General features: G+C 52.3%; 21 protein-coding genes and 4 tRNA genes. 16 read left to right on the forward strand and 9 right to left on the reverse strand.

The window, feature by feature from the left end; translation table 11 throughout:
• Positions 1-273 precede the first annotated feature (273 nt).
• The 11 genes from K0A93_09020 to K0A93_09070 all read left to right on the forward strand — a co-directional run bounded on the left by K0A93_09020 (position 274) and on the right by K0A93_09070 (position 10,246).
• A complete protein-coding gene (locus K0A93_09020; GenBank protein ID MBW6512235.1) occupies positions 274-2,589 on the forward strand; it encodes a GAF domain-containing protein in 2,316 nt (771 codons plus the stop codon).
• Positions 2,590-2,610: 21 nt separating this feature from the next.
• Positions 2,611-4,023 carry a sigma-54 dependent transcriptional regulator gene (locus tag K0A93_09025; GenBank protein ID MBW6512236.1) on the forward strand — a complete coding sequence of 471 codons (1,413 nt, stop codon included), beginning with the start codon at positions 2,611-2,613 and terminating at the stop codon, positions 4,021-4,023.
• Positions 4,024-4,410: 387 nt separating this feature from the next.
• Positions 4,411-5,658: a sigma 54-interacting transcriptional regulator gene (locus tag K0A93_09030; protein MBW6512237.1), complete on the forward strand. Its 1,248-nt coding sequence runs from the start codon at positions 4,411-4,413 to the stop codon at positions 5,656-5,658.
• Between the two features lie 225 nt (positions 5,659-5,883).
• Complete coding sequence (locus tag K0A93_09035) at positions 5,884-6,108, forward strand: hypothetical protein (GenBank protein ID MBW6512238.1); 225 nt, start codon at positions 5,884-5,886, stop codon at positions 6,106-6,108.
• Between the two features lie 53 nt (positions 6,109-6,161).
• Positions 6,162-6,617: a response regulator gene (locus K0A93_09040; GenBank protein MBW6512239.1), complete on the forward strand. Its 456-nt coding sequence runs from the start codon at positions 6,162-6,164 to the stop codon at positions 6,615-6,617.
• A gap of 8 nt (positions 6,618-6,625) precedes the next feature.
• Positions 6,626-6,859, forward strand: a complete 234-nt coding sequence (locus K0A93_09045) for a hypothetical protein (GenBank protein ID MBW6512240.1) — start codon at positions 6,626-6,628, stop codon at positions 6,857-6,859.
• A gap of 42 nt (positions 6,860-6,901) precedes the next feature.
• Positions 6,902-7,150, forward strand: a complete 249-nt coding sequence (locus K0A93_09050; GenBank protein ID MBW6512241.1) for a hypothetical protein — start codon at positions 6,902-6,904, stop codon at positions 7,148-7,150.
• A 31-nt stretch (positions 7,151-7,181) separates the two neighbouring features.
• Complete coding sequence (locus tag K0A93_09055) at positions 7,182-8,237, forward strand: cytochrome c family protein (protein ID MBW6512242.1); 1,056 nt, start codon at positions 7,182-7,184, stop codon at positions 8,235-8,237.
• 2 nt (positions 8,238-8,239) lie between these two features.
• Positions 8,240-8,896 (forward strand): cytochrome b/b6 domain-containing protein, encoded by a 657-nt coding sequence (locus K0A93_09060; GenBank protein ID MBW6512243.1) that lies wholly within the window; start codon positions 8,240-8,242, stop codon positions 8,894-8,896.
• 67 nt (positions 8,897-8,963) lie between these two features.
• Positions 8,964-9,524 (forward strand): hypothetical protein, encoded by a 561-nt coding sequence (locus K0A93_09065; protein ID MBW6512244.1) that lies wholly within the window; start codon positions 8,964-8,966, stop codon positions 9,522-9,524.
• Positions 9,525-9,637: 113 nt separating this feature from the next.
• The gene (locus K0A93_09070) at positions 9,638-10,246 is read left to right on the forward strand and encodes a transposase (protein ID MBW6512245.1); all 609 of its coding nucleotides are present in this window, start codon (positions 9,638-9,640) and stop codon (positions 10,244-10,246) included.
• Positions 10,247-11,026: 780 nt separating this feature from the next.
• On the opposite strand, the gene K0A93_09075 is transcribed toward K0A93_09070, so the two are convergent.
• Together K0A93_09075 and K0A93_09080 are read right to left on the reverse strand one after the other, a co-directional pair.
• Entirely contained in the window at positions 11,027-11,701 is a 675-nt protein-coding gene (locus K0A93_09075) for a hypothetical protein (protein ID MBW6512246.1), read from the reverse strand.
• 2 nt (positions 11,702-11,703) lie between these two features.
• On the reverse strand, positions 11,704-11,982 hold the full coding sequence (locus tag K0A93_09080; GenBank protein ID MBW6512247.1) for a hypothetical protein: 279 nt from the start codon (positions 11,980-11,982) through the stop codon (positions 11,704-11,706).
• A gap of 522 nt (positions 11,983-12,504) precedes the next feature.
• On the opposite strand from K0A93_09080, the gene K0A93_09085 reads away from it, so the two are divergent.
• On the forward strand, positions 12,505-12,705 hold the full coding sequence (locus tag K0A93_09085; GenBank protein ID MBW6512248.1) for a hypothetical protein: 201 nt from the start codon (positions 12,505-12,507) through the stop codon (positions 12,703-12,705).
• Between the two features lie 217 nt (positions 12,706-12,922).
• On the opposite strand, the gene K0A93_09090 is transcribed toward K0A93_09085, so the two are convergent.
• The 4 genes from K0A93_09090 to K0A93_09105 all read right to left on the reverse strand — a co-directional run bounded on the left by K0A93_09090 (position 12,923) and on the right by K0A93_09105 (position 13,568).
• Positions 12,923-12,999: transfer RNA gene (locus K0A93_09090), tRNA-Pro, on the reverse strand.
• Between the two features lie 205 nt (positions 13,000-13,204).
• A tRNA-Glu gene (locus tag K0A93_09095) sits at positions 13,205-13,282 on the reverse strand.
• Between the two features lie 77 nt (positions 13,283-13,359).
• Positions 13,360-13,437: transfer RNA gene (locus tag K0A93_09100), tRNA-Glu, on the reverse strand.
• Positions 13,438-13,492: 55 nt separating this feature from the next.
• A tRNA-Lys gene (locus K0A93_09105) sits at positions 13,493-13,568 on the reverse strand.
• Between the two features lie 163 nt (positions 13,569-13,731).
• Between K0A93_09105 and nudC the strand changes: the two genes are divergently transcribed.
• On the forward strand, positions 13,732-14,601 hold the full coding sequence (nudC, locus tag K0A93_09110) for an NAD(+) diphosphatase (protein ID MBW6512249.1): 870 nt from the start codon (positions 13,732-13,734) through the stop codon (positions 14,599-14,601).
• Between the two features lie 10 nt (positions 14,602-14,611).
• On the opposite strand, the gene K0A93_09115 is transcribed toward nudC, so the two are convergent.
• From K0A93_09115 to prmA, 3 genes are all read right to left on the reverse strand, one after another.
• The gene (locus K0A93_09115; GenBank protein MBW6512250.1) at positions 14,612-14,857 is read right to left on the reverse strand and encodes a hypothetical protein; all 246 of its coding nucleotides are present in this window, start codon (positions 14,855-14,857) and stop codon (positions 14,612-14,614) included.
• Between the two features lie 204 nt (positions 14,858-15,061).
• Positions 15,062-15,823, reverse strand: a complete 762-nt coding sequence (locus K0A93_09120) for a 16S rRNA (uracil(1498)-N(3))-methyltransferase (protein ID MBW6512251.1) — start codon at positions 15,821-15,823, stop codon at positions 15,062-15,064.
• 1 nt (position 15,824) lies between these two features.
• Positions 15,825-16,745: a 50S ribosomal protein L11 methyltransferase gene (gene prmA, locus K0A93_09125; GenBank protein MBW6512252.1), complete on the reverse strand. Its 921-nt coding sequence runs from the start codon at positions 16,743-16,745 to the stop codon at positions 15,825-15,827.
• Positions 16,746-16,964: 219 nt separating this feature from the next.
• Here prmA and K0A93_09130 point away from each other — a divergent pair, with 219 nt between their 5' ends.
• The 3 genes from K0A93_09130 to K0A93_09140 all read left to right on the forward strand — a co-directional run bounded on the left by K0A93_09130 (position 16,965) and on the right by K0A93_09140 (position 20,120).
• The gene (locus tag K0A93_09130; protein ID MBW6512253.1) at positions 16,965-17,771 is read left to right on the forward strand and encodes a kinase/pyrophosphorylase; all 807 of its coding nucleotides are present in this window, start codon (positions 16,965-16,967) and stop codon (positions 17,769-17,771) included.
• Positions 17,772-17,986: 215 nt separating this feature from the next.
• Positions 17,987-18,658, forward strand: coding sequence for a response regulator transcription factor (locus K0A93_09135; GenBank protein ID MBW6512254.1), 672 nt, complete (start codon positions 17,987-17,989; stop codon positions 18,656-18,658).
• A 1-nt stretch (position 18,659) separates the two neighbouring features.
• Entirely contained in the window at positions 18,660-20,120 is a 1,461-nt protein-coding gene (locus K0A93_09140; GenBank protein MBW6512255.1) for a heavy metal sensor histidine kinase, read from the forward strand.
• Positions 20,121-20,228 lie beyond the last annotated feature (108 nt).

Genomic DNA, 20,228 nt, shown 5'->3' on the forward strand with positions numbered 1-20,228 from the left:
CACGGAGATCATGCGGGCGTCAGTCCCGCCCGCATGATCTCCGTGTCGTCTATATGTCCATTCGATAAATCAAGGCTTTGTCGGTTTTTTTGCTCTCACCTTTTCAAATATTCTTCAACGACCTCGCATAACGCAGGTAATGATTGACGAAACGTTATTTAGCAGTTATATTAAAAAAAGTTAATTATGCGCAGGATTCTGATTCGTCCCCCTCCCACGTAATTCAGCCACAGGACGTCTGTGCCATAAGCCTGAACGGCACGGTAAGATGCAATGAAAAAACTGACCTTCTCGCAAAAAATCCTGAAACCCTGGCTTACGGCCTTTTTCATCTGTCTTGTCTATACCATTGTCGGTGGAATGTGGGTGTTTTTCTCCGAACCTGTTTTGTCAAAATGGATAGTTGATCCCGAGACCTTTCGCACCGCAAAAATTATCAGTCAGTGGTTATTTATAGTCATCTCGGCACAATTGTTGTTTGTGCTGATCCGCCATCGTGAGTTAGCGTTTATCGATGCAGAGGAGACGCTGTTCCGGGCAAATCGAGCTTTGAGAGTTTTTAGTGAGTGCAAAAAGGCAACCACCTGGGACATGGATGAATATGATCTTCTGCGGAAAATATGCCGGATTCTGGTCGTTCTTGGCGGTTATCGACTGGCCTGGGTGGGCTATGCCTCTGATGATGAAGAGAAGAGTGTCAAGCCGGTTGCCCACTGGGGTTATGAGGAAGGCTACCTGAATGCTCTAAACGTGCGATGGGATAATTCTGTCTATGGGCAGGGCCCGGCCGGGACGACAATCAAAACCGGTCAGACCGTGATTGTGCGTAACATTATGTCCAACCCGAAATTCAAGCCGTGGCGCGAGATGGCTCTGGCGCATGGCTTTTGCTCGGCGATCTCCTTGCCCCTGCACAAAGGACGCAAGGTTTATGGTGTCCTGGTTATTCTCGCCTCTGAAGCCGAATCTTTTGACCCGGAAGAGGCCAGCCAGCTGGAAGAACTCACCGAAGACCTGGCTAATCGAATCATGGCGATTCATAGTAAAACCACACAAAAGAAAGCCAGGGAGGAGCAGCTACTTCTGACCAAGGTGATTCATCAGGCGGCAGAAGGAATTCTGACTTTTGATCAGGACGCCCGTGTCCAATATCTCAACCCTTCATGGGAGCACATCTGCGGGGTTAATGCTGAGGATGTTGTTGGCGGAACTCTGCATGAACTGTTTTGTGACCACCACAACGATAGCTTTTATCTGGCTATCAAAAGTGTCCTGAAGACCGGAGAAGCCAGCACAGGCCGGTATCAGAATGTGCGCGAAGATGGCTCCCATTACGAGATTGAAGCCAATATATCGCCAGTCATGGCCGAGGATTCAGAGGCCGTTCGCTATGTTGCCGTTGTCAGCGACGTGACCCATGAAGCCGAGCTGGAGGAACAGTTGCGGACGGCACAAAAAATGGAGGCCATTGCCACCCTTGCCGGGGGGATTGCCCATGATTTCAATAACATTCTTGCGGCTATTCTCACCAATACAGAACTGGTTCTTGACGATCTGCCCAACAATGACAGTATGCGGGAACACCTTGAAATCGTTTATCAGGCAGGCAATCGGGGGAAAAGCCTGGTGAAGCAGATTCTGACTATTAGCCGTCAGAATCTTAAAGAGCGCGTTCCAGTATCCGTCGAAGTTATCACAACTGAATGCCTCAATCTGCTGCGAGCATCACTCCCTTCAACCATTGAGATCCGCAATCGCATCAAACCGAATCTGGCTCGGGTGGATGCTGATCCGACCCAGATTCATCAGGTCATCCTCAATATTTGCACCAATGCAGCTGACGCCATGGCTGAGCAGGATAGTGGTGTCCTTGAAATAAGTATGGAAGAGGTCACAAGCGCTTCGCGATCCGATAATGTTCATGCCCGATTGCATCCGGGAAATTTTCTGAAACTTTCGATCAGGGATACCGGCCATGGTATGAAACGCGAAATTCTTGAGCGGATATTTGATCCGTTTTTTACCACCAAGGGCCCTGGTAAGGGGACCGGCCTGGGGCTTTCTGTTGCGCACGGTATCATTGGGAATCATGGCGGACTCATTAATGTAGAAAGCACGCCGGGGCAGGGAACCGCGTTCCATATCTATCTACCCCAAAGTTACTGCATCGAAGAGCTGCCCGAGGTGAACGATAACCTGATGGCTGCAAATGGTCACGAAAAGATATTGCTTGTCGATGACGAGCCGGCGTTGGCCTTTGCTGGCAAAAAGATGCTGGAAAAACTGGGTTATGATGTTATCGCCAGCACTGACAGTCGCAAGGCTCTGCAGTTGTTCCTGGCACAGCCAGCCAGCTTTGACATGGTGATTACCGACCAGACCATGCCGTACATGACCGGTGATATGTTGGCCAGAGAAGTCCTTAAAGTGCGTGCTGAAGTGCCAATCATCCTCTGCTCCGGCAAGGCCCTGACAAACGGTTCAGGGATATCGATAGCCAAGTCGCAAGCGATCGGCATCAAAGGGTTTATGACCAAACCTTATGAGCGCCGCGAGATGAGCCAGCTTATTCGTCGAATGCTCGATTGACCAGGCCCGGGAATATTCACAATGGCAAATGTCCTGATTATTGACGACGACGACTTGATGTGTGCCACTCTGTCGAGACTGGTACAGCGCTGTGGTCATGAGGTCGCCTGCGCGGTTTCGATGCACGACGGGCAAAAACAAGTGGCAACCCGGCAGTTTGATGTGATCTTTCTGGATGTCCACCTGCCTGATGGTAATGGACTCGATTTTTTGCCCAGGCTTGAAGCCCTCTCCTTGGCCCCGGAAGTGATCATCATTACCGGTTTCGGCGAGCCCAACGGCGCTGAACTGGCAATCAAGAGCGGAGCCTGGGACTACATTGAAAAAAGTTCTTCGGCCAAGGAAATCAGCCTTGCTCTGGAACGTGCCCTGCAATATCGAAATGAAAAGCATGCCGTCCGGCAAAAGGGTTCAATCGTCGCTCTCAAACGGGAAAATATCATTGGCGACAGCCCCAGATTGCAGGCCTGCCTTGATATGGTCGCCCAGGCCGCCAGCAGTGATGTCAATGTCTTCATAACAGGTGAAACCGGCACCGGTAAAGAGCTGTTTGCCCGGGCCATCCATGAGAACAGCCAGCGCGCGCGCGGAAATTTTGTCGTGGTTGATTGCACGGCGCTACCGGAAACTCTCGTGGAGAGTCTGCTCTTCGGTCATGAAAAGGGGACCTTCACCGGGGCAGAGAAGGCCCGCGACGGCTTGGTGCGCCAGGCGCATTGTGGCACTCTCTTCCTTGACGAAGTCGGTGAACTGCCGCTCATTACGCAAAAATCGTTTCTGCGTGTATTGCAGGAACGCCGGTTCAGACCTCTCGGGGGCAGTCGCGAAATAGAGAGCGATTTTCGTCTGGTCGCGGCAACCAACCGAAATATCGACCAGATGGTTAAAACCAGCCAGTTTCGTGAGGACCTGCTGTTCCGGTTGCGCTCTTATGCGATTGAGCTGCCACCACTGCGGGAACGGCTTGAGGATTTTCAAAAACTGGCCAGATTCTATGCCGACAGCTTCTGTGATCGTTACGGACTTTTGCCCAAAGGCTTCTCGCCAGATTTGATCAATACTCTGCGCGCCTATCCGTGGCCGGGGAATGTGCGTGAATTTGTGCATACCATGGAACAAGCTCTGGCCTCGGCTCGTTATGAACCAACCCTTTTTCCCAAGCATCTGCCGACCGGTATCCGTGTTGAAGTGACCCGTGCTTCAGTGGGACAAGAGCCTCCTCTTGATATTGCGCCAGGTAATGGCACCATTCACAACTTGCCAAAACTGCATGTCTATCGCAATGCGATCTATAATGAAGCTGAGAAGGTTTACCTGCAGGATCTGTTGACCCTCTCAGATCGGAATATTTCTCAAGCGTGTCATCTTTCCGGTTTGTCCCCATCCCGCCTCTACGCATTGATGAAAAAACACGAAGTTACGCGTGACAAGTAACCCTTTGAACTCCTGGCCTCCATGGCCTATTCCTCCGCCCCAACAGGAAATTTCCTGCCAGACAGGAATAAATTCTGCCCCACAACGCCGACCTGTGACCCTAATAAAAAGCTAAGTCACTGATAACCCTCGATTTAAAAGGCAAGTCCTCTTTTGGCACAGCTCCTGCTTTGAAAATGGTTCAAACACCGAACCTGAGCGCAAGCAACCAGGAGGCCGCCCGAGAATGAATGCCCGGCTGAAAATCCTGCTGTGTGGACCATATTTCAGCTCCTTTTCAGCTTGTTGCCACGGCCATGAACTTTCAAACGAGTCAAAATCTGATCTTAAACTTCTGGGTTCTTGCTTTACTCCTTATTCTCGGACAGTCTCCAGGGGGGAGATAGCATGGAACTGAAACATCCAGGGCGAACTCCTGTTTCGAATATTTCAGGAGTAAAACTTTCATCATCGGCCAACATCGTGGAAAAGGGCAATCGGACTTGTGCCAAGGGGGCTTTTGTCGACGCCAATGCCAATGGCGGTGAAATCGATACCGGGATGTCTGATGGTTTGTTCAATCCTTCTATTGAACGCGCAAACATTGATCCGGGCGGGGTTGATTCCGACGAGTCCGACAACGCAGCGCAACGTTTCGCCGGCATTGTCGGCGGCAGCAAACAGCTCGCAACCTGCCTGAAATCGTTGGCAGAGGTAGCGGCAACTGATACCAGCGTGTTGTTGTACGGGGAAACCGGCACCGGTAAAGAACTTTTCGCACAAGCCATCCATAAAAACAGTTCTCGTGCACAGGGCTGTTTCGTTGCTGTTGACTGTACGGTATTGCCTGAAACGATTGTCAGCAGTCTTCTTTTCGGTTATGAAAAGGGTTCATTTACCGGCGCGGACAAAACCTGCGAAGGGTTGATCCGCCAGGCGCACCGTGGAACACTCTTCCTTGACGAAGTAGGCGAGTTATCACCAACCCTGCAGAAGCCTTTCCTGCGGGTGTTGGAAGAGCGGCGTTTCCGGCCGATCGGCAACAGTTTTGAAGTCGATAGCGATTTTCGCCTGGTCGCGGCAACTAACCGTGATTTGCAACAGAATGTTGCGCGCGGACAGTTTCGCCAGGATCTGCTTTACCGCCTGCAGTCCTGTCTCATCGAATTGCCGCCATTACGTTGCCGTATCGATGATATCCAACCACTGGCCAATTACCATGTAGAGCGCTTGTGCCAGAAATATGGTTTTTGCTCGAAGCAACTCACCCCTGAATTCATCAAAACTCTTACCCTTTATGCGTGGCCAGGCAATGTCCGTGAATTGATTAATTCCCTGGAGCAAGCCCTCATTATGGCGCAACAGGAAACGACCTTGTTTCCAAAGCATTTGCCACAGTACATTCGTATTCAGGTTGCCAAATCCATTATCAGATCAAATCTTCCCGACAAAGACAGTCGCCCCGCGTCCGCATCGCGCATTTTGCCGTGTCTGCAAGATTTCCGCTCAGGAATATTCAGTCTGGCGGAGAAGCGCTACCTGGCGAGTCTTGTGCGCTACGCCGGGCAGAATGTCAGTCAGGCATGTCGGCTTGCTGGCCTGTCCCGATCACGCCTTTACTCCCTGTTGAAAAAACATCAGATTTCACTTCACTAACCACTCCTCCTCTAGACAACGGGTTATTCCTGCCGGACGGTAATCTTCCTGTCGGACAGGACACTTTCCTGCGAGACAAGATTCCTGTTACGCCCTCTGATTTGACGACAGTAGTGTAACTATCTGAAATAAAAGATAAATAACAGTTTTGTAAGCATTCAGTCATTGGTATGGCGGTTGCTCTTATTGAGGGACAACAAAACAACTCAAACCGAGGAGGCTGTTATGAAACCAAAATTAGTCAGCACATTGATCATTATCGTCGTTGCCACCGGAACAGCCATCATTCCTTTTGCCGGTGGCGCCTCGATCGGCACGGAACCGCTGCGGAGCATTTTTTTCGCCTTCGTCTCCGCCATTATCGCAATCCAGTTAGTGCCAGTCATCATGCTGCTGGGGTGCGTGATCAAATCTGCCTTCTTGGGCAATGAAAATAAAGAGGAAAACTGAGGTTGTGAAGAATATTCGAGCACGTTCAATCCAATCAGCAGCACGAGGCCGCAATGCTTGAGCCTAAAGTCATAATCGCTGACAAGAACCTGATCAGCCGCGCCGGGATGGCCAGGGCGTTAGCTGCAAAGATCTACACCGTCGAATACACCGGGTCCGCAGCATCCTTGATGGAGAGTCTTCTGCATGACGGGTCGTCAGTTGTTGTCCTTGGTGACGGGCTCGAAGAAGGCTTGTCGGTGGCGTCTCTTGTCACGTTGCTGAAAAGCTGTAGCCGACACTCAACCATCATTCTTGTCGCAGACGAGGTGTCGGCATCAGAAGAACTTAAGGTGCGTCAGCAGGGCATTTTTTACCGCACAAATCGACCAGTATGTGCCTTGGGGTGGGACGAACTGCAACAGGCTATCGACTGCGCCCGTAATAAGGTGATGCTCGCGACCAGAGCCTTTCGTCCACACTGTAACCGTCAAGGGGTTGAACAACCTGAAAAAGGAGAGCGAAGATGAAAAGCACAATGACGATTTTGATTGTTCTGGCAACCCAGTTAGGTCTGGCCTCGAATCTTATTGCCGCAACCGGAGGCAGGGAGGATGGCAGCATGTTCTTGGTCTGGATATTCCTTGGCATGTGCGCCTTGATCGTGATCGTGCAGCTCATGCCAGCCATGTTTCTACTTTTTGGCGTGCTGAAGTCATTTTATACCGGCAACAAGGGCCAGACCAAAGTGGATGCAATCAGCGAGGAATAAACAACTGGTCCACGAGTAAAAGGGTGAGAAAAGAAGGTCATCATGAAAATCGGCGTGAAACTACTTGTTCTGTGGGCTGCGAGTCTGACCCTGTACATCTGTGCCGGTCTCGCAACCTGGCAGGCTATGGAGATGATGGATGGTGTCACTGGCTTGGCGATCCGCTTCTTCCTCGGCTACTGCGGAATCATCGTCGTGTCTCAGGTCTTTTCGTCGCTCACAGCTATCAACCAGCTGTTTCGTGACATTGCTGAAAAGCGACCGGAATCCATCAGAGCTTTACTTCGCTGAAATTTGCTGAGCAGCAATTAAGGGGATTGATATGGTCAAGCGAATACTTAACAAAATTGTCCACGTTGGATTACTGATCTTCCTCCTGGCCCTGTTGCCAGCCATGGGTGTCGCCATGGACAGCAGCGATTGCACGAATTGCCACGGCGATAAAGACGTGGTCGGCGAGGATTTGGTGATTAATTCACTCACATTTGACCATACAGCTCATGCTGAAGTTGGTTGCCATGGCTGTCATGTCTCGATCACAGAACAACATCCGGATGACGGTTTCCCCCCTTCTAAAGCCAGCTGCGCCGAGTGTCATGGTGATGTCAGTAAAAGCTACAGCAACAGTAACCACGCTCAGAATGCCGTCTGCAGTGACTGCCACAATCCTCATCAGGTGTATGGCCCAACGGCAGTTTCCGGACAGGATATGAACCTGCAATGCACCTCGTGTCATGAGCGTGTCGAAATACAGGAAAAACATGCCGAGTGGCTGCCACAGGCTGACTTGCACATCAACAATCTGCCCTGCGTGACCTGCCATTCGACATCAAACGAGTATGTCATCAGCCTCTATATTATTAAACGTCGGAGCGGATCGATGTTCAGCAGGTTCGACCTCGCAACGTACGCCGAGTTGAACGCCCTCTCCGGGGGCAAGCCGATTGTGCAACTGGTCGATACCAACGCCGATGGTTATATCTCGATAGCCGAGCTCCGGCTGTTCAATCTCGACCCGGAGAATAAGCCGTTGCGTTTGCAGGGCATGATGACTCCGGAACGACTCAGCCACAACTTCTTGACCCAGGATAACCGCTGGGATTGCTCCTTTTGCCACTCCTCCGGTCCGGAAGCGATGCAGGTGAGTTACTTGTCACTCGCAGAGCGTGATGGTGGTTTCAAGAGGATCTCTGTAGAGAAGGGTGCCGTCCTTGACGCTCTGTATGGCACGCCTGATTTCTACATGGTTGGAGCAACCCGCAGCAAGGCTCTCAATTACGTGGGGCTGGTAGTCCTTGCCGGGGGCATGGTCGTGCCGATCGGACACGGAACCTTACGTTTCCTGACCCGTAAAAACCGCAAGAATGAGGAGAAATAGCCATGTCGCCAAAAATCAAGATATACCTGCAACCGACTCCTGTGCGTATCTGGCACTGGCTGAATGCCTTGGGGATCATCACCCTGTGTGTTACCGCTATCCATATCCGCTTCCCTGAGCATGTTCACATGTTTACCAGTTACAAAACAGCCATTTTACTGCACAACGCAGCCGGGCTGGTCGTGACCTTCTCGTTCACGCTCTGGTTTATCTACTACGCCCTGATCAGCCGTGACATGTTCAAGGTCTATGTGCCGAGCAAAGACGACTTGCAGGACGGACTGTTGCGTCAGGCCAAATTCTATTTACTGACCTACTTCCTGGGCTGGGAAAACCCGCACCACCCGACCCCTGAAAACAAGTTCAACCCGATGCAAAAATCGGCTTACCTCGCCATCATGTTTCTGCTCGTGCCATTGGTCAGTCTGACCGGTCTGCTACTGACCAATGTCAGCCCGATGCGCGATCTGGTGCTGATGTTTGGCGGTTTGAAGATTTTGATTGCCACCCATTTTCTGCTCGCTTGCAGCCTCTGCGCGTTCCTTTTCACGCACGTTTATCTTGCCACCCTGGGCAAGACGGCGATGGCCTATATCAAGCCCATGTGGACCGGTTGGGAAGAAGAGGATGCCGAGGAGCATCCCCACAAAGCACCTTGACGAGGCAGCTCTTAATGCAGGGCAGAAGGTTGTTGATCAATTGTGACAGAGTGACAAGGAGGACAGCATGAAATACCTCAATCCGATGACTCATAAGAACCACCGCAAACATGCTGACAAGTCACAGAAGATACATTCAGTTCCTGTGGACAACCATTGGGCTGATGATGACATCCTTGAGCAACAAAGCACGGGGCCTCGTCTGAGCTCCTCTGCACTGTATGCCCTGTCACGTAAAGGTCTCTGGGGTTTGCTTCTGTTCCTGCTGGCGAGTGTCGCAGCATTGACAGTCCAGGACTTCAACATTTACAAAAGCTTCCCCGAAGCAGTGCTTCAGATTCTTGGTTGTCCGCTGCCAGCGATCCTGGTTCATCTGGCACTCACCGGTTACAGCTTCACCGTGGTTGTCCCGGTTCTGATCCGCATGGCAACTGGAGAGAGCCCGGTGGTACGCTGGTACCATCTGTTCTGTCGATCAGTTTTTTTCCTGTTCTACCTGGCATCAATGACCTTGCCGGAAAATTTCGTTGTTGTGATCATTATCGGCGTCCTGCTTTATGCGGTCGAGCAAGCAGGAATCTGGTCGTATATGTATAAAAATCCGCACGGGGCTGAGGTTTCAAACTGAGGCATCCTCCCCAAAGAACAAGGGCTGGTTCGAAGCTGCTTTTCAGCATTGCGGAAGGTTGGTTCTTCAGGTAAAACATTGACTATCTAACTTCTCCTGCTAGTCTTCTTTTCATGACAAGCTCTGTTCGTGTAGATATCCCGAATCTATTACAGCATGTTATTATCCGCGGTATAGACCGGCGTGCGATTTTTACCGGCGATGATGATCGCTACAATTTCGTCCAACTCCTCTCTGACCAATTAATCACAACTGAAACCAATTGCTTTGCCTGGGCGCTTCTTGACAACCATGCCCATCTCCTGCTCTGCCCGCGACTGATTCCCTTGACCAAATTTATGCGCCAACTGTTGACCGGTTACGCCGTAGCTTTCAACCTTCGTCATCAACGTTCTGGCTATCTCTTCCAGGACCATTACAAGTTAACTGTCTGTGACGAAGATGAGTATCTGCTTGAATTGGTGCGCTATATCCACTTGAATCCACTGCGCGCTGGACTCGTTTCAACCCTTGAAGCGCTGGATCGGTATCCGTGGTGTGGGCATGCGGTATTGCTGGGGCAAGCCGCTCTGCCGGGGCAGGTGACATCCGAAGTTCTGGCCTGTTTCGGCAAAACCATCAAAACTTCACTACGGAGTTACCGGACCTTTGTCGCGGATGGCATCGCCACGGGACGCAGAGATGATATGATCAGTTGGTTCATCCGCAGAATCTGCGAGTAACTTTCAGACCCTTGAGCCGTCAAGGAAAGCTGGCTTGTTCCCTTTCTATCGCATCAATAATGCGTCCTCACCTCTTTTTCGGCTTGTAAATACTTTCCCCCCGATTTGCCGCCAGACTCACACCTGACGAGCCGACATAGAGGTCGTTGTCGACTTCGCTGCCCGAATAGCCTGTCTCGCGTCAACAAGATTTTTATTAGACAGCAGGTTGTTCAGCCGCTGTCAGGGGAGTTGTCCACACGCGATGTGGATAACTGGCAGAAGAGCATTCTTTTGACCCGGATAACTCGTTACAACCAGTAGGTTGATAGCCTTTTGCCTAATTTATATGCAACAAAAAACGTATATAAATCAATACCTTATATATAAATGCCGTAAAATCAAGGGGTTCTGAAGGTGGACGGAAACGGTCCAGATTAGTCGGCCCCTCAAATGGTGAAATTAATCCCATGTCTGGAAAATAACGACCACAATAGATGGGATAAATGTGATTAAAATTGGTTTTTTCCATGAGTTTCCGGTGAGTGTGGGGAGGGTGCAGTGCAATTATACAGGTGTTCGTTCCGTCTGTTGCCTGGCAGCGGGCAACCATTGTTGTGCCTCGCGACGCAGCGCCTCAATAGTGTCGTCAAGTGGCCAGCGCCGGTTGGCGACCACGCGTTGACACACGTATGGCATTGTGTACCATCATAACGAGGCAAACGATGAGTTGATAATCCTTGCCGTTATGCACCTTCATCGGGAGCCGTGCTATTGGATTCACAGAGATTAATGCTGGGACTAAACTGTTACCTTTCGGTAGGAGATGCCGATCTCGTACCGGAGATAGCTGGCGGTGGACTTGGCGAGCGGTCCGATCGGGGCGTTGGGAATCTCGTCGGCGCCCGCCCCCACGACCGCCCGGTTACAATGATGACAGAAGGCCTCCTCGTGAACATATTTCGTCACCACGGGTTGAGGCATGAGCACAATGTCTTCCTGGAGATGTTCGTGCTGCGTTCCCCTGGGCGTTACGTCCTCCGAGCCGCAGTGAGGGCATGCGGCCGGGGCCGGCACCGAAACAATCCGATCTACCCGCGTCGGCGTCGGACGCGACCACCCCGGATGGCCCACCGGCGCACCACGTTTCTTCTTGTTCGCAACCGCTGCTTTCGCCTGGCCGTTGTTAATCTCGGAATCGCCCTTTTTCTTACAGTTGGCTTTGAACTGTTTCTGGTGCAAGGCCTGATACTTGGCCCGAAGCTCGGCGTTTTCCCGCTCCAAAGCCCGCACCCGCTTCTCGCTTGCCCCTAACGCCTCGGAAAAATTATCAATGATCCGCAGGTGCTTCTGATACACATTGTCGGCCCGTCGATATTCCCCAAAAACCCATGTTGTCGATAAGCCGTTCAGGTAGGGGCAGGTATGCTCATAAAGACAGACAAAATCATGGGGTGGCCAGGGATAGCGCGACATGCTTACGAATGCTCCAGCCGCAGAATCTCCAAATTCACCTTAGAAAGCTCCTGCATACGCGACCAGAGAACCTTGTATCGACCGCTCATCTCCAGAGCCTTCGGCACGATATCCTTCCGCACGTAAAGAGTAACGGTCTTTCCTTGCACCTTGGTCGTCAGATTGTGCCCTGACATGGAAGGCGACCTTGCCACCGAGCCGATAAGAAAACTGTCGAGCATTGCCGCAATATCCTCCGAAAGCCTGGCCTGTTGTTCCTTTAAAATATCCAATCGGGTCATGTGTCCTCCCAGCGTAAATGAGTATTTATACTCACGTAATTAAACCAAAAAAACGCCCACAATTCAAGGAAAATGTGAGCAGACAATCAGAATACCAGCAGAAAAAAGTTGAAAAGGACTAAACTGTTACTGTCGGTAACCAGGAGGAATGGGGGACGTCCATGAAATTATGCGTTGCTCTTTTTTCAGCATAACACCATTCGGTACAGATATATTAGTTTGGTTCACCCGCAGAATCTATGGGTGACCACCGGCACAGGTGCGTCACCGGTCACCGAAGTTTGACACTTTCAAAGACATGAATTCTGTATTATCAGAAACTTAGTACAACCGACAACCACTTTTTTTACACTACAACGTTATTGGTCGGGAACTGGGCAGGGATCGATTTGACGCCCAGCCGGTTAAGAATCTCCTTTTTCGGCGGTCACATCTGGGAATCAACATTGGCAGTCGGATTCGTTCTATACCGACGCCCTGCTGCGTGCCTTCCCGATTGTGCTACGGGAAGTCCCCGAGTCAATGAGCTATGAGACCCCGGAACAGCATGTCGGCCATTGCTACAGCCTGCGCTGTCTCAAGCACTTTGCCGAGTTCTTCGGTCTGGTCGAGATCGAAAAAATCCGAATGATCGCTACGGCAGGGAATTTCGCCTGCGCAAGCTACCGCTCCTCGATCAATGTGTCCGGTTTCACGTCTGATCGGCCCATAGTGGTTCGCTGAGAAAACAGGCCAACATTCTTCATCTGTTCAAGATAACTGCACCCGGTCCGGAGCAACGCTTCGCAAACCGTCATTTTTTCATTTTGGCAGAGTCGATGCTCGGGTGTCGAAACCATAATTGCCTTGCGGGCATAAAGGCTGTTGACGGAAGAACAGAACAATGAAAAGGCCAACCTTGGGAAGGTTGGCCTTTTCGCATGCAACGTATGAAGAAAAATGGTCGGGGCGAGAGGATTTGAACCTCCGGCCCCCTGCTCCCGAAGCAGGTGCGCTACCAGGCTGCGCTACGCCCCGACATTCTTTTTTATTCTGCCAGCGGAGGGAAGAAATACCATGAAGCATAAGCAAAAGCAAGTATTTTTGGGGCTTATTTTGGATTTAATATAGCCGTTTTCTTCGCTCTCATTCACCCATGCGCAGATAAGAGTGAACGTAGCATTTTCTGTCACAGCGGCAAAAAAAGACCATCTTCGTTGAGGAAGATGGTCTTTTTTTAAATTGGCGTCCCCAAGGGGATTCGAACCCCTGTCGTCGCCGTGAAAGGGCGATGTCCTGGGCCAGGCTAGACGATAGGGACAGCAACTTTGTAAAGCGTGAAACGCGGTGTAACTGAACAGAAACAACCCCGCTGATTGACAACGGGGCCGTTCCAATTGGCGTCCCCAGGGGGATTCGAACCCCCGTCGCCGCCGTGAAAGGGCGGTGTCCTGGGCCAGGCTAGACGATAGGGACTTAAAACATCAAGTACCTAGCAGGAAATGTCCCCGCTAATTACTGCCTGTAAAAATGGTGTGCCGCGTAGGGATCGAACCTACGACCATCTGATTAAAAGTCAGATGCTCTACCTACTGAGCTAGCGGCACACAAGAATCAGACTTATACTTGATTAGTGCGGGCAAGTCAACCCCATTTTTCAATTATTTTTGGCGCTCAGTGAGTGCCCAAAAACAGTCTGGAACGACGTCTTTACCGTTTGTAAAGGGGCATGTTATAGTGTGCGAAAATCATTAAAGACAGGACAAGATCATGCTGCCACACGATTACACCAGCGCGGTGCATCTGCCGTTCAACGCCGCTGCGTTGCATAAACGCCTCGATTTTCAAACGCCTGATCGCGATCCCGGCGGGGCCGGGTCGCTGCTGCTGCTGCAAGGCAGCTCCCTGTTGCTGAATCCTGCTGCGCAATTATTTGATTCCACGGTTGTGACTGACACCCTGGGTTCCCCGCCGCTCTATATCGGCCAGTGGGACGGTCGCCCCTGCCGCGTTGCACGTTCGTTGGAGGCAACTCCTCCCCACGGGGCGATCATCGCGGCATTGCTCTCCCCCGAACCACAGTTGCCGATCGATCTGCTGAGTCTTGGTGCGCTTGGCCGTCAGATTCTGCTTTGGGAACGACACAGCCGCTTTTGTGGCAAGTGCGGCAAGGCCACCCGCCGCATAGACGGTCACTGGGGCGTGTATTGCAGTGTCTGTAATTTTGAACGTTTTCCCGACCTTCATCCGTGTGTCATTGTCCTTATTCGCCGTGCTGACGAACTGCTGCTGGTGCGCAAAGCAGAATGGCAGACGGGGCGCTACGGACTGGTCGCCGGGTTCCTTGATTTAGGTGAATGCCTCGAAGAGGCTGTCGCTCGCGAGGTGGCGGAGGAGACGGGGATCCGGGTCGAAAATATTCACTACGTCGGCAGCCAGGCGTGGCCTTTTCCAAGTCAGTTGATGACCGGGTTCCGTGCCGACTATGCGGGGGGAGAAGTATGTACTCAGGATGACGAACTGGAGGAGGCGCGCTGGTTTGCGCTCGACAAACTGCCTACTCTGCCACCGAAACGGAGTATCGCCCGTTATCTGATTGACCGTGAGGTGGAGCGACGTTGCGCGGATCGCGACTGCTGAAGGTGAACGATCAGCAGGGGAGCATTGCGGTTTCGGTAAAAAAGGATGCGAAACTGGCCCGGCGTTCCGGTTTGCGGGGTTCTGCTTGCGGAAGCTTTTCACGCAGGGTGTCGATGCCGACAGTCGCCCAGCCATCGGCGCGTTTGAATTTAAGAATGCGATTGACGGACAGAAATAAATTCAGGGCTTTCGGTGCCATGCGACACTTGGTGCCATCGACCATGATAACTTCGATCAGGTTTTTTTCTTCTCTCATGCGGCTGCCTCGTTATGTGAAAGCTAAAAATCTTCGGCATATTAGTGATATTTAAGTTGTTTGTCAATGGAAAATTGGTGATTTTTTCACGGGCTGGAGGTAGCACTCATGAGGGGTGCGATTCAGGCGTTTCAGGGGTGGGTGCAGAGCAGAGGCTCGCAACGGTGCAATCCGCACTGCGGGCAGTTCATCGTTTAGCTTCTTTCAGGACGATAAATCCCCTTCCACTTTAGGGAGTTGCTGCAAATCACCGTAGAGATACTGGAGGATCGTGGCGACGGTGAATCCGGCGGTTTCGGTGCGCAGGATGCGTGGCCCGCAACCGACCGGGATAAACCCCGCCTGCCGGGCAGCGCCGGCCTCTGCCGCACTGAAACCGCCTTCGGGCCCGATCAAAAGCGCGACGCTGCGCGGGGGGGGGGAGGGGAGTGCGGTAGCGAGTGGTTGCGAGGCATCTTCCCACAGCAAGAGTTTCAGCTCGGCAGTGCAGTCGGCGAGGACCCGGGAGAGGGGCAACGGCGCGACAACTTCGGGGAGAAACAGGCGGTGTGATTGACGCGCCGCTTCGCGAACAATCAAGCGCCAACGCTCCAGCCGTTTTTCACCGCGCTCAGCGGCCTTGCGATCAATCACCCGCTCACTGATCAACGGGACAAACTGCCGGATGCCCAGCTCGGTACCTTTTTGCAGGATCAGCTCCATTTTATCGGCTTTCGGTAGCCCCTGATAGAGATCGATCGGCAGCGCCGTTTCGCTGCTGGTGTGACGTTCCTGGATTGTCGCAGTGACATGCTGCCCAGCGGTGGTTTCGAGCAGGCAACGACACAGTGTGCCCCGACCGTCGAGCAGGGCAATTTCGGTCCCCGCCTTGAGGCGCAGGACGCGGCTGATGTGATGAGCGATGTCTGCAGGGAGGTGAACCCGGTCGCGGGTCAGCTGGTCGGCGGGGACGAAAAAGCGGCGCACGTCATCGTTCCCGGCGGAACTGAATGCAGGACCATTCATCTTCATGACGGATGATCGGGGCGCTCAATCCGTGATCATGAAACGCCGCACAGACCTGTGGTTCTTTCTCAATGAGAATCCCCGAGAGGACCAGCACCCCTTGCGGGTTCAGGCGGTCGAGAAATTCCGGGAGCAGGCGGATATTTTCCTCGGCGAGAATGTTGGCCAGAATCAGATCGAATCCGCCGGGAAGATTTTCCAGCGGCGTCGCGGTAATTTCGATGCGCTCCGCAACCTGGTTAAGGCAAGCATTTTCACTGGCGACGTGGCACGCACCGGGATCAATGTCGCAGGCCACAACGTGTTGCGCACCGAGCGCCGCAGCCGCGATGGCGAGGATTCCGGAGCCGGTGCCAACATCAAGGACACGGGGCCTGGGGTGAGTGTCAATAAACGTGACCAGTGCTTCGAGGCAGAGTCGGGTGGTGGCGTGGGTGCCGGTGCCGAAAGCCATGCCGGGGTCGATATTGATGACCGTTTCGTCGCGTGTGGCGTGGTGATCTTCCCAGGAGGGTTTGACCACCAGGCGGTCACCGATGTGAAAAGTGAAGAAATTCTGTTTCCAGTTTTCGGCCCAGTCGAGCGGCTGAAGACGTTCGACCCGGGGAGGTGTCATCGCCAGTTCCGGAAATTCTCCGGACAAAGTACGTAACGCCCGGTTAATGCTGTCAAGCAGCGCATCAACGTCGGTTGTCGCTGAGAAATAGGCCTTCAGCTGTTGCGTCGTCGTGACCTGTTCATCGGGGTCCGGTGGCACGAAGGTATCGAGTTCGCGTTCTTCAACAGTAACACCGGTACTGCCAAGCTCATTGAGCACGGCACAGAGCGGGTCGATGGCGTCATTGGGGACAGGGAGATGGATTTCGAGCCAGTCATTATTCATGGAAGAGATTTAGCAGAGCCAGCCAGGTAAATGCAATAAAAACCGTGTTGTGAAAAAATCACAGGGAATGCCGCTCTCTCCGGTCGGAGGATGCTTTGGAGCGATTAAATGCAACATATCGTTCGCTGAATCGGGCAGCAACACCGGCAATGCAAAAAAAAAGTTGCCTTCTCATTAGGATTTAGTATAGTCTGGGCCTAATTTTAATGAGGATTGTTAATGGCGAGCGCGCGGCAGGTTTTTTTATTATCAGATGCAACCGGAGAAACGGCTGAAAAGATCGCCATGGCTGCGCTGACCCAGTTTTCAGCCGAAGCGGTTCGGTTGCGCAGAATCAGCAATGTGCGCGACAAAAACCAGGTTTATGAGGCGCTTGATGAGGCGCTTCAGGAACGCGGACTGGTCATATACACGATTGTCAATCGCGAACTCGCGAAGTTGGTGCATGACGAATGTGATGCTCTCAGCCTGTCAAGCCTTGATCTGCTCACCCCTTTACTGATCAGGCTGACAGAGTTTTTTGGTTATTCACCGCGCGAAACGCCGGGATTGTTGCACGGCGTCGGTGAGGCTTATTTCCGGCGCATAGAAGCTGTTGAGTTTACCGTCAAACATGACGACGGTCAGGAGACCCGCGGCATACACAAGGCGGACATCGTCCTGACCGGCATCTCCCGAACCAGCAAAACCCCGATATCGGTCTATCTCGCACACCGGGGATGGCGCGTTGCCAATGTTCCGCTGGTTACGGGGATCGCCCCGCCGCCCGAATTACTTGAGGTCGATCCGCAGCGCGTGGCGGCATTGACGATCGACGCGCAGCGTCTGGTTGAATTACGCGCGGCACGACTGCGGAATCTTGGGCAGGATCCGCGTTCGGCTTACGCTGATTATGAGGAAATTGAACAGGAATTGCGTCAGGCGCGGGCGCTGTTCCGGCGTCAGAAATGGGTGATAATTAACGTCACGGGCAAGGCGGTCGAGGAGACTGCCAATGAAGTGCTGGAAAAGCTTAAACTTAAATAGGATGGCGTCGCACAAAGCCTGCCCTGCTGCGTTACGTTGATTTTTCAGGACCGCTCTTGTAGGACGAAATTTTTACAGCCATCCCATGAGTTTTTGCGAGAGCATCAAATAGGCGGTACGCACATAATAAGAAATGGATGACCACGCTATCAATGTTTGCCGGATATACGGGGATAAACTAAAGAATCGCTGAATTTTGCGAAAAGGAGAACACCATGCGTATACTTGTTGTCGAAGATGAAAAAAAGGTCGCCAGTTTTATCAAACGGGGGATGGAAGAAGAGGAATTCAGCGTTGACCTGGCCTATGATGGCGAGGAGGGTCTCGACCTTGCTGAAGCGAATCCCTACAACCTGATCATCATGGACCTGATGTTGCCGAAAATGGGCGGTCTCGACGTCATTCGTCAGTTACGCAAAAAAGAGATCAATGTTCCGGTTTTGTGTTTGACCGCTAAAGACACCGTTGACGATATTGTTGCCGGGCTTGATTCGGGCAGCGACGATTATCTCACCAAGCCGTTTGCTTTTGCCGAGTTGCTGGCCCGGGTGCGGGCGTTGTTGCGTCGTGGCAGTCAGGACCGTGGGGCCGAAATCGTCTTTGCTGATCTGCGCCTCGATCCGGTGACCCACCGCGTCTGGCGGGGAGACAAGGAGATTGATCTGACCGCCAAGGAGTACGGTCTGCTGGAATATTTCATGCGCAACCCCAACCAGATTCTGACGCGGACGATGATCGCAGAGCACGTCTGGGATTATACGTTTGACTCCTTTACCAATATCATTGATGTCTATGTCAACTATCTGCGGAAAAAAGTTGACCGTGATTTCAGCCTCAAGCTGATCCATACTGCTCGCGGCATGGGTTATATCCTCAAGGAGGGATAGCTTGTTTCGTCGCTCTATCCGTTTCCGGCTGACCCTCTGGTATGCCTTCACCCTGGCCGTCGTTCTGGCGGCCAGTGGTCTTTTCTGGGACATCTATTTCTCTCGTGAATTGCGCGAGCATCATGACACCCGCCTTCATCTGGTTGCCGAGGATATCGCAAATCTTTACTTTGAAGACGGTCGTGGCGCACGATTGCCCCTCGATAATGCCGATCCCGAACGTTGTAGCCGTCTTGAAGAATACGTTCGTCTGCATAATTGGGGGGAATTGGTGCAGATCCTCAATCGTGACGGGTCGGTTACCTGTGCGTCGATTAATTTGCGAAAATATCGCTTGCCGCTGAGCAAGCAGGCTCTGCTTGCGGCAAAAAACGGGCAACCTTATTTTGAAATGGCCAGCTCTGAATCCGAAATTCCGTTGCGCTTGCTGACCTACCCGGTGCTGGAGAAAGGACAGATTGTCAGCCTGATCCAGGTCGCGATCAGCCTTTCAGAAGTGAACCGGGCCGTTCACCACCTGCGGCTGGTGCTCTTGACCTTCAGCCCGCTGGTGTTGCTTGGGTTGAGCTTCGGCGGGTGGTTTTTGGCCGGACGCGCCTTGTCGCCGATCCTGCGGATCGCCCGCGAGGCAGGACATATCGACGCCGAAAATCTAACCAGACGTCTCCCTGAAGGGGAATCGAACGACGAGTTGGGGCAGATGGTGAGGTCTTTCAATTTGATGTTGGGACGTCTTGAAGAGTCTTTTCAAAAAATCAAGCAATTTTCCGGCGATGCTTCGCACGAGTTGCGGACGCCGCTGACCATTTTAAAAGGGGAAACCGAGGTCGCCTTGCGCTGGGCGAAGAGCCCTGACGAATATCGCAATGTGCTTGAATCGAATATTGAGGAAATTAACCGCATGGAGCGGATTCTCGAAGATCTCCTGTTGCTGGCAAAGAGTGAGGCCGGGGAATTGCCGTTACAGAACGCCGAACTCAGTCTCAGCGACCTGTTGCAGGAACTCTACCTCCAGGCGAATTTGCTCGGGGAGTCGCGGCGAATCAAAGTGCTGCTGCATCTGGCTGTTGACGGTGAAGTGCGGATCATCGGTGATGAATTGCGTTTACGGCAAATGTTTTTGAACCTTATTATTAACGGAATCAAATATACCCCCGAGGGAGGGCGGGTCGATATTGGTCTGGGGCTGGACGACAGCAACGCTGTTGTCAGCATCAAGGATAACGGGATCGGCATCGACAAAAACCACCTGCCACACATTTATGATCGTTTTTACCGGGTGGACGCCGCCCGTAATCGGGAAGACGGTGGCACCGGTCTGGGGCTGGCTATTGTCCGCTGGGTTGTTGATGCGCATGACGGGGTCATTAATGTTGTATCGAAGCCCGGTGCCGGGACGATTTTTACTGTAACGCTGCCGATTGGCGGCAATGCAGCGTATCGCCAGCGGCAAGAAAATTAACTTCGATCGTTTCCCGTCGGGCACAGCCTTTGTCGCTCCCTCCAGGCTTTGTTCTTGACAGGGTCCCCTCCCGGTTGTTAACTTGTCGAATTGCTGAATCGGATAATC

This window comes from Desulfuromonadaceae bacterium, assembly GCA_019429445.1.
Classification (GTDB): Bacteria; Desulfobacterota; Desulfuromonadia; order Desulfuromonadales; family JAHYIW01; genus JAHYIW01.

Bases quoted from the DNA above. Each gene is read 5' to 3' on its own strand.
- K0A93_09020 (MBW6512235.1), top strand. From the start codon at position 274: ATGAAAAAACTGACCTTCTCGCAAAAAATCCTGAAACCCTGGCTTACG.
- K0A93_09025 (MBW6512236.1), top strand. From the start codon at position 2,611: ATGGCAAATGTCCTGATTATTGACGACGACGACTTGATGTGTGCCACT.
- K0A93_09030 (MBW6512237.1), top strand. From the start codon at position 4,411: ATGGAACTGAAACATCCAGGGCGAACTCCTGTTTCGAATATTTCAGGA.
- K0A93_09035 (MBW6512238.1), top strand. From the start codon at position 5,884: ATGAAACCAAAATTAGTCAGCACATTGATCATTATCGTCGTTGCCACC.
- K0A93_09040 (MBW6512239.1), top strand. From the start codon at position 6,162: ATGCTTGAGCCTAAAGTCATAATCGCTGACAAGAACCTGATCAGCCGC.
- K0A93_09045 (MBW6512240.1), top strand. From the start codon at position 6,626: ATGACGATTTTGATTGTTCTGGCAACCCAGTTAGGTCTGGCCTCGAAT.
- K0A93_09050 (MBW6512241.1), top strand. From the start codon at position 6,902: ATGAAAATCGGCGTGAAACTACTTGTTCTGTGGGCTGCGAGTCTGACC.
- K0A93_09055 (MBW6512242.1), top strand. From the start codon at position 7,182: ATGGTCAAGCGAATACTTAACAAAATTGTCCACGTTGGATTACTGATC.
- K0A93_09060 (MBW6512243.1), top strand. From the start codon at position 8,240: ATGTCGCCAAAAATCAAGATATACCTGCAACCGACTCCTGTGCGTATC.
- K0A93_09065 (MBW6512244.1), top strand. From the start codon at position 8,964: ATGAAATACCTCAATCCGATGACTCATAAGAACCACCGCAAACATGCT.
- K0A93_09070 (MBW6512245.1), top strand. From the start codon at position 9,638: ATGACAAGCTCTGTTCGTGTAGATATCCCGAATCTATTACAGCATGTT.
- K0A93_09075 (MBW6512246.1), bottom strand. From the start codon at position 11,701: ATGTCGCGCTATCCCTGGCCACCCCATGATTTTGTCTGTCTTTATGAG.
- K0A93_09080 (MBW6512247.1), bottom strand. From the start codon at position 11,982: ATGACCCGATTGGATATTTTAAAGGAACAACAGGCCAGGCTTTCGGAG.
- K0A93_09085 (MBW6512248.1), top strand. From the start codon at position 12,505: ATGAGCTATGAGACCCCGGAACAGCATGTCGGCCATTGCTACAGCCTG.
- nudC (MBW6512249.1), top strand. From the start codon at position 13,732: ATGCTGCCACACGATTACACCAGCGCGGTGCATCTGCCGTTCAACGCC.
- K0A93_09115 (MBW6512250.1), bottom strand. From the start codon at position 14,857: ATGAGAGAAGAAAAAAACCTGATCGAAGTTATCATGGTCGATGGCACC.
- prmA (MBW6512252.1), bottom strand. From the start codon at position 16,745: ATGAATAATGACTGGCTCGAAATCCATCTCCCTGTCCCCAATGACGCC.
- K0A93_09130 (MBW6512253.1), top strand. From the start codon at position 16,965: ATGGCGAGCGCGCGGCAGGTTTTTTTATTATCAGATGCAACCGGAGAA.
- K0A93_09135 (MBW6512254.1), top strand. From the start codon at position 17,987: ATGCGTATACTTGTTGTCGAAGATGAAAAAAAGGTCGCCAGTTTTATC.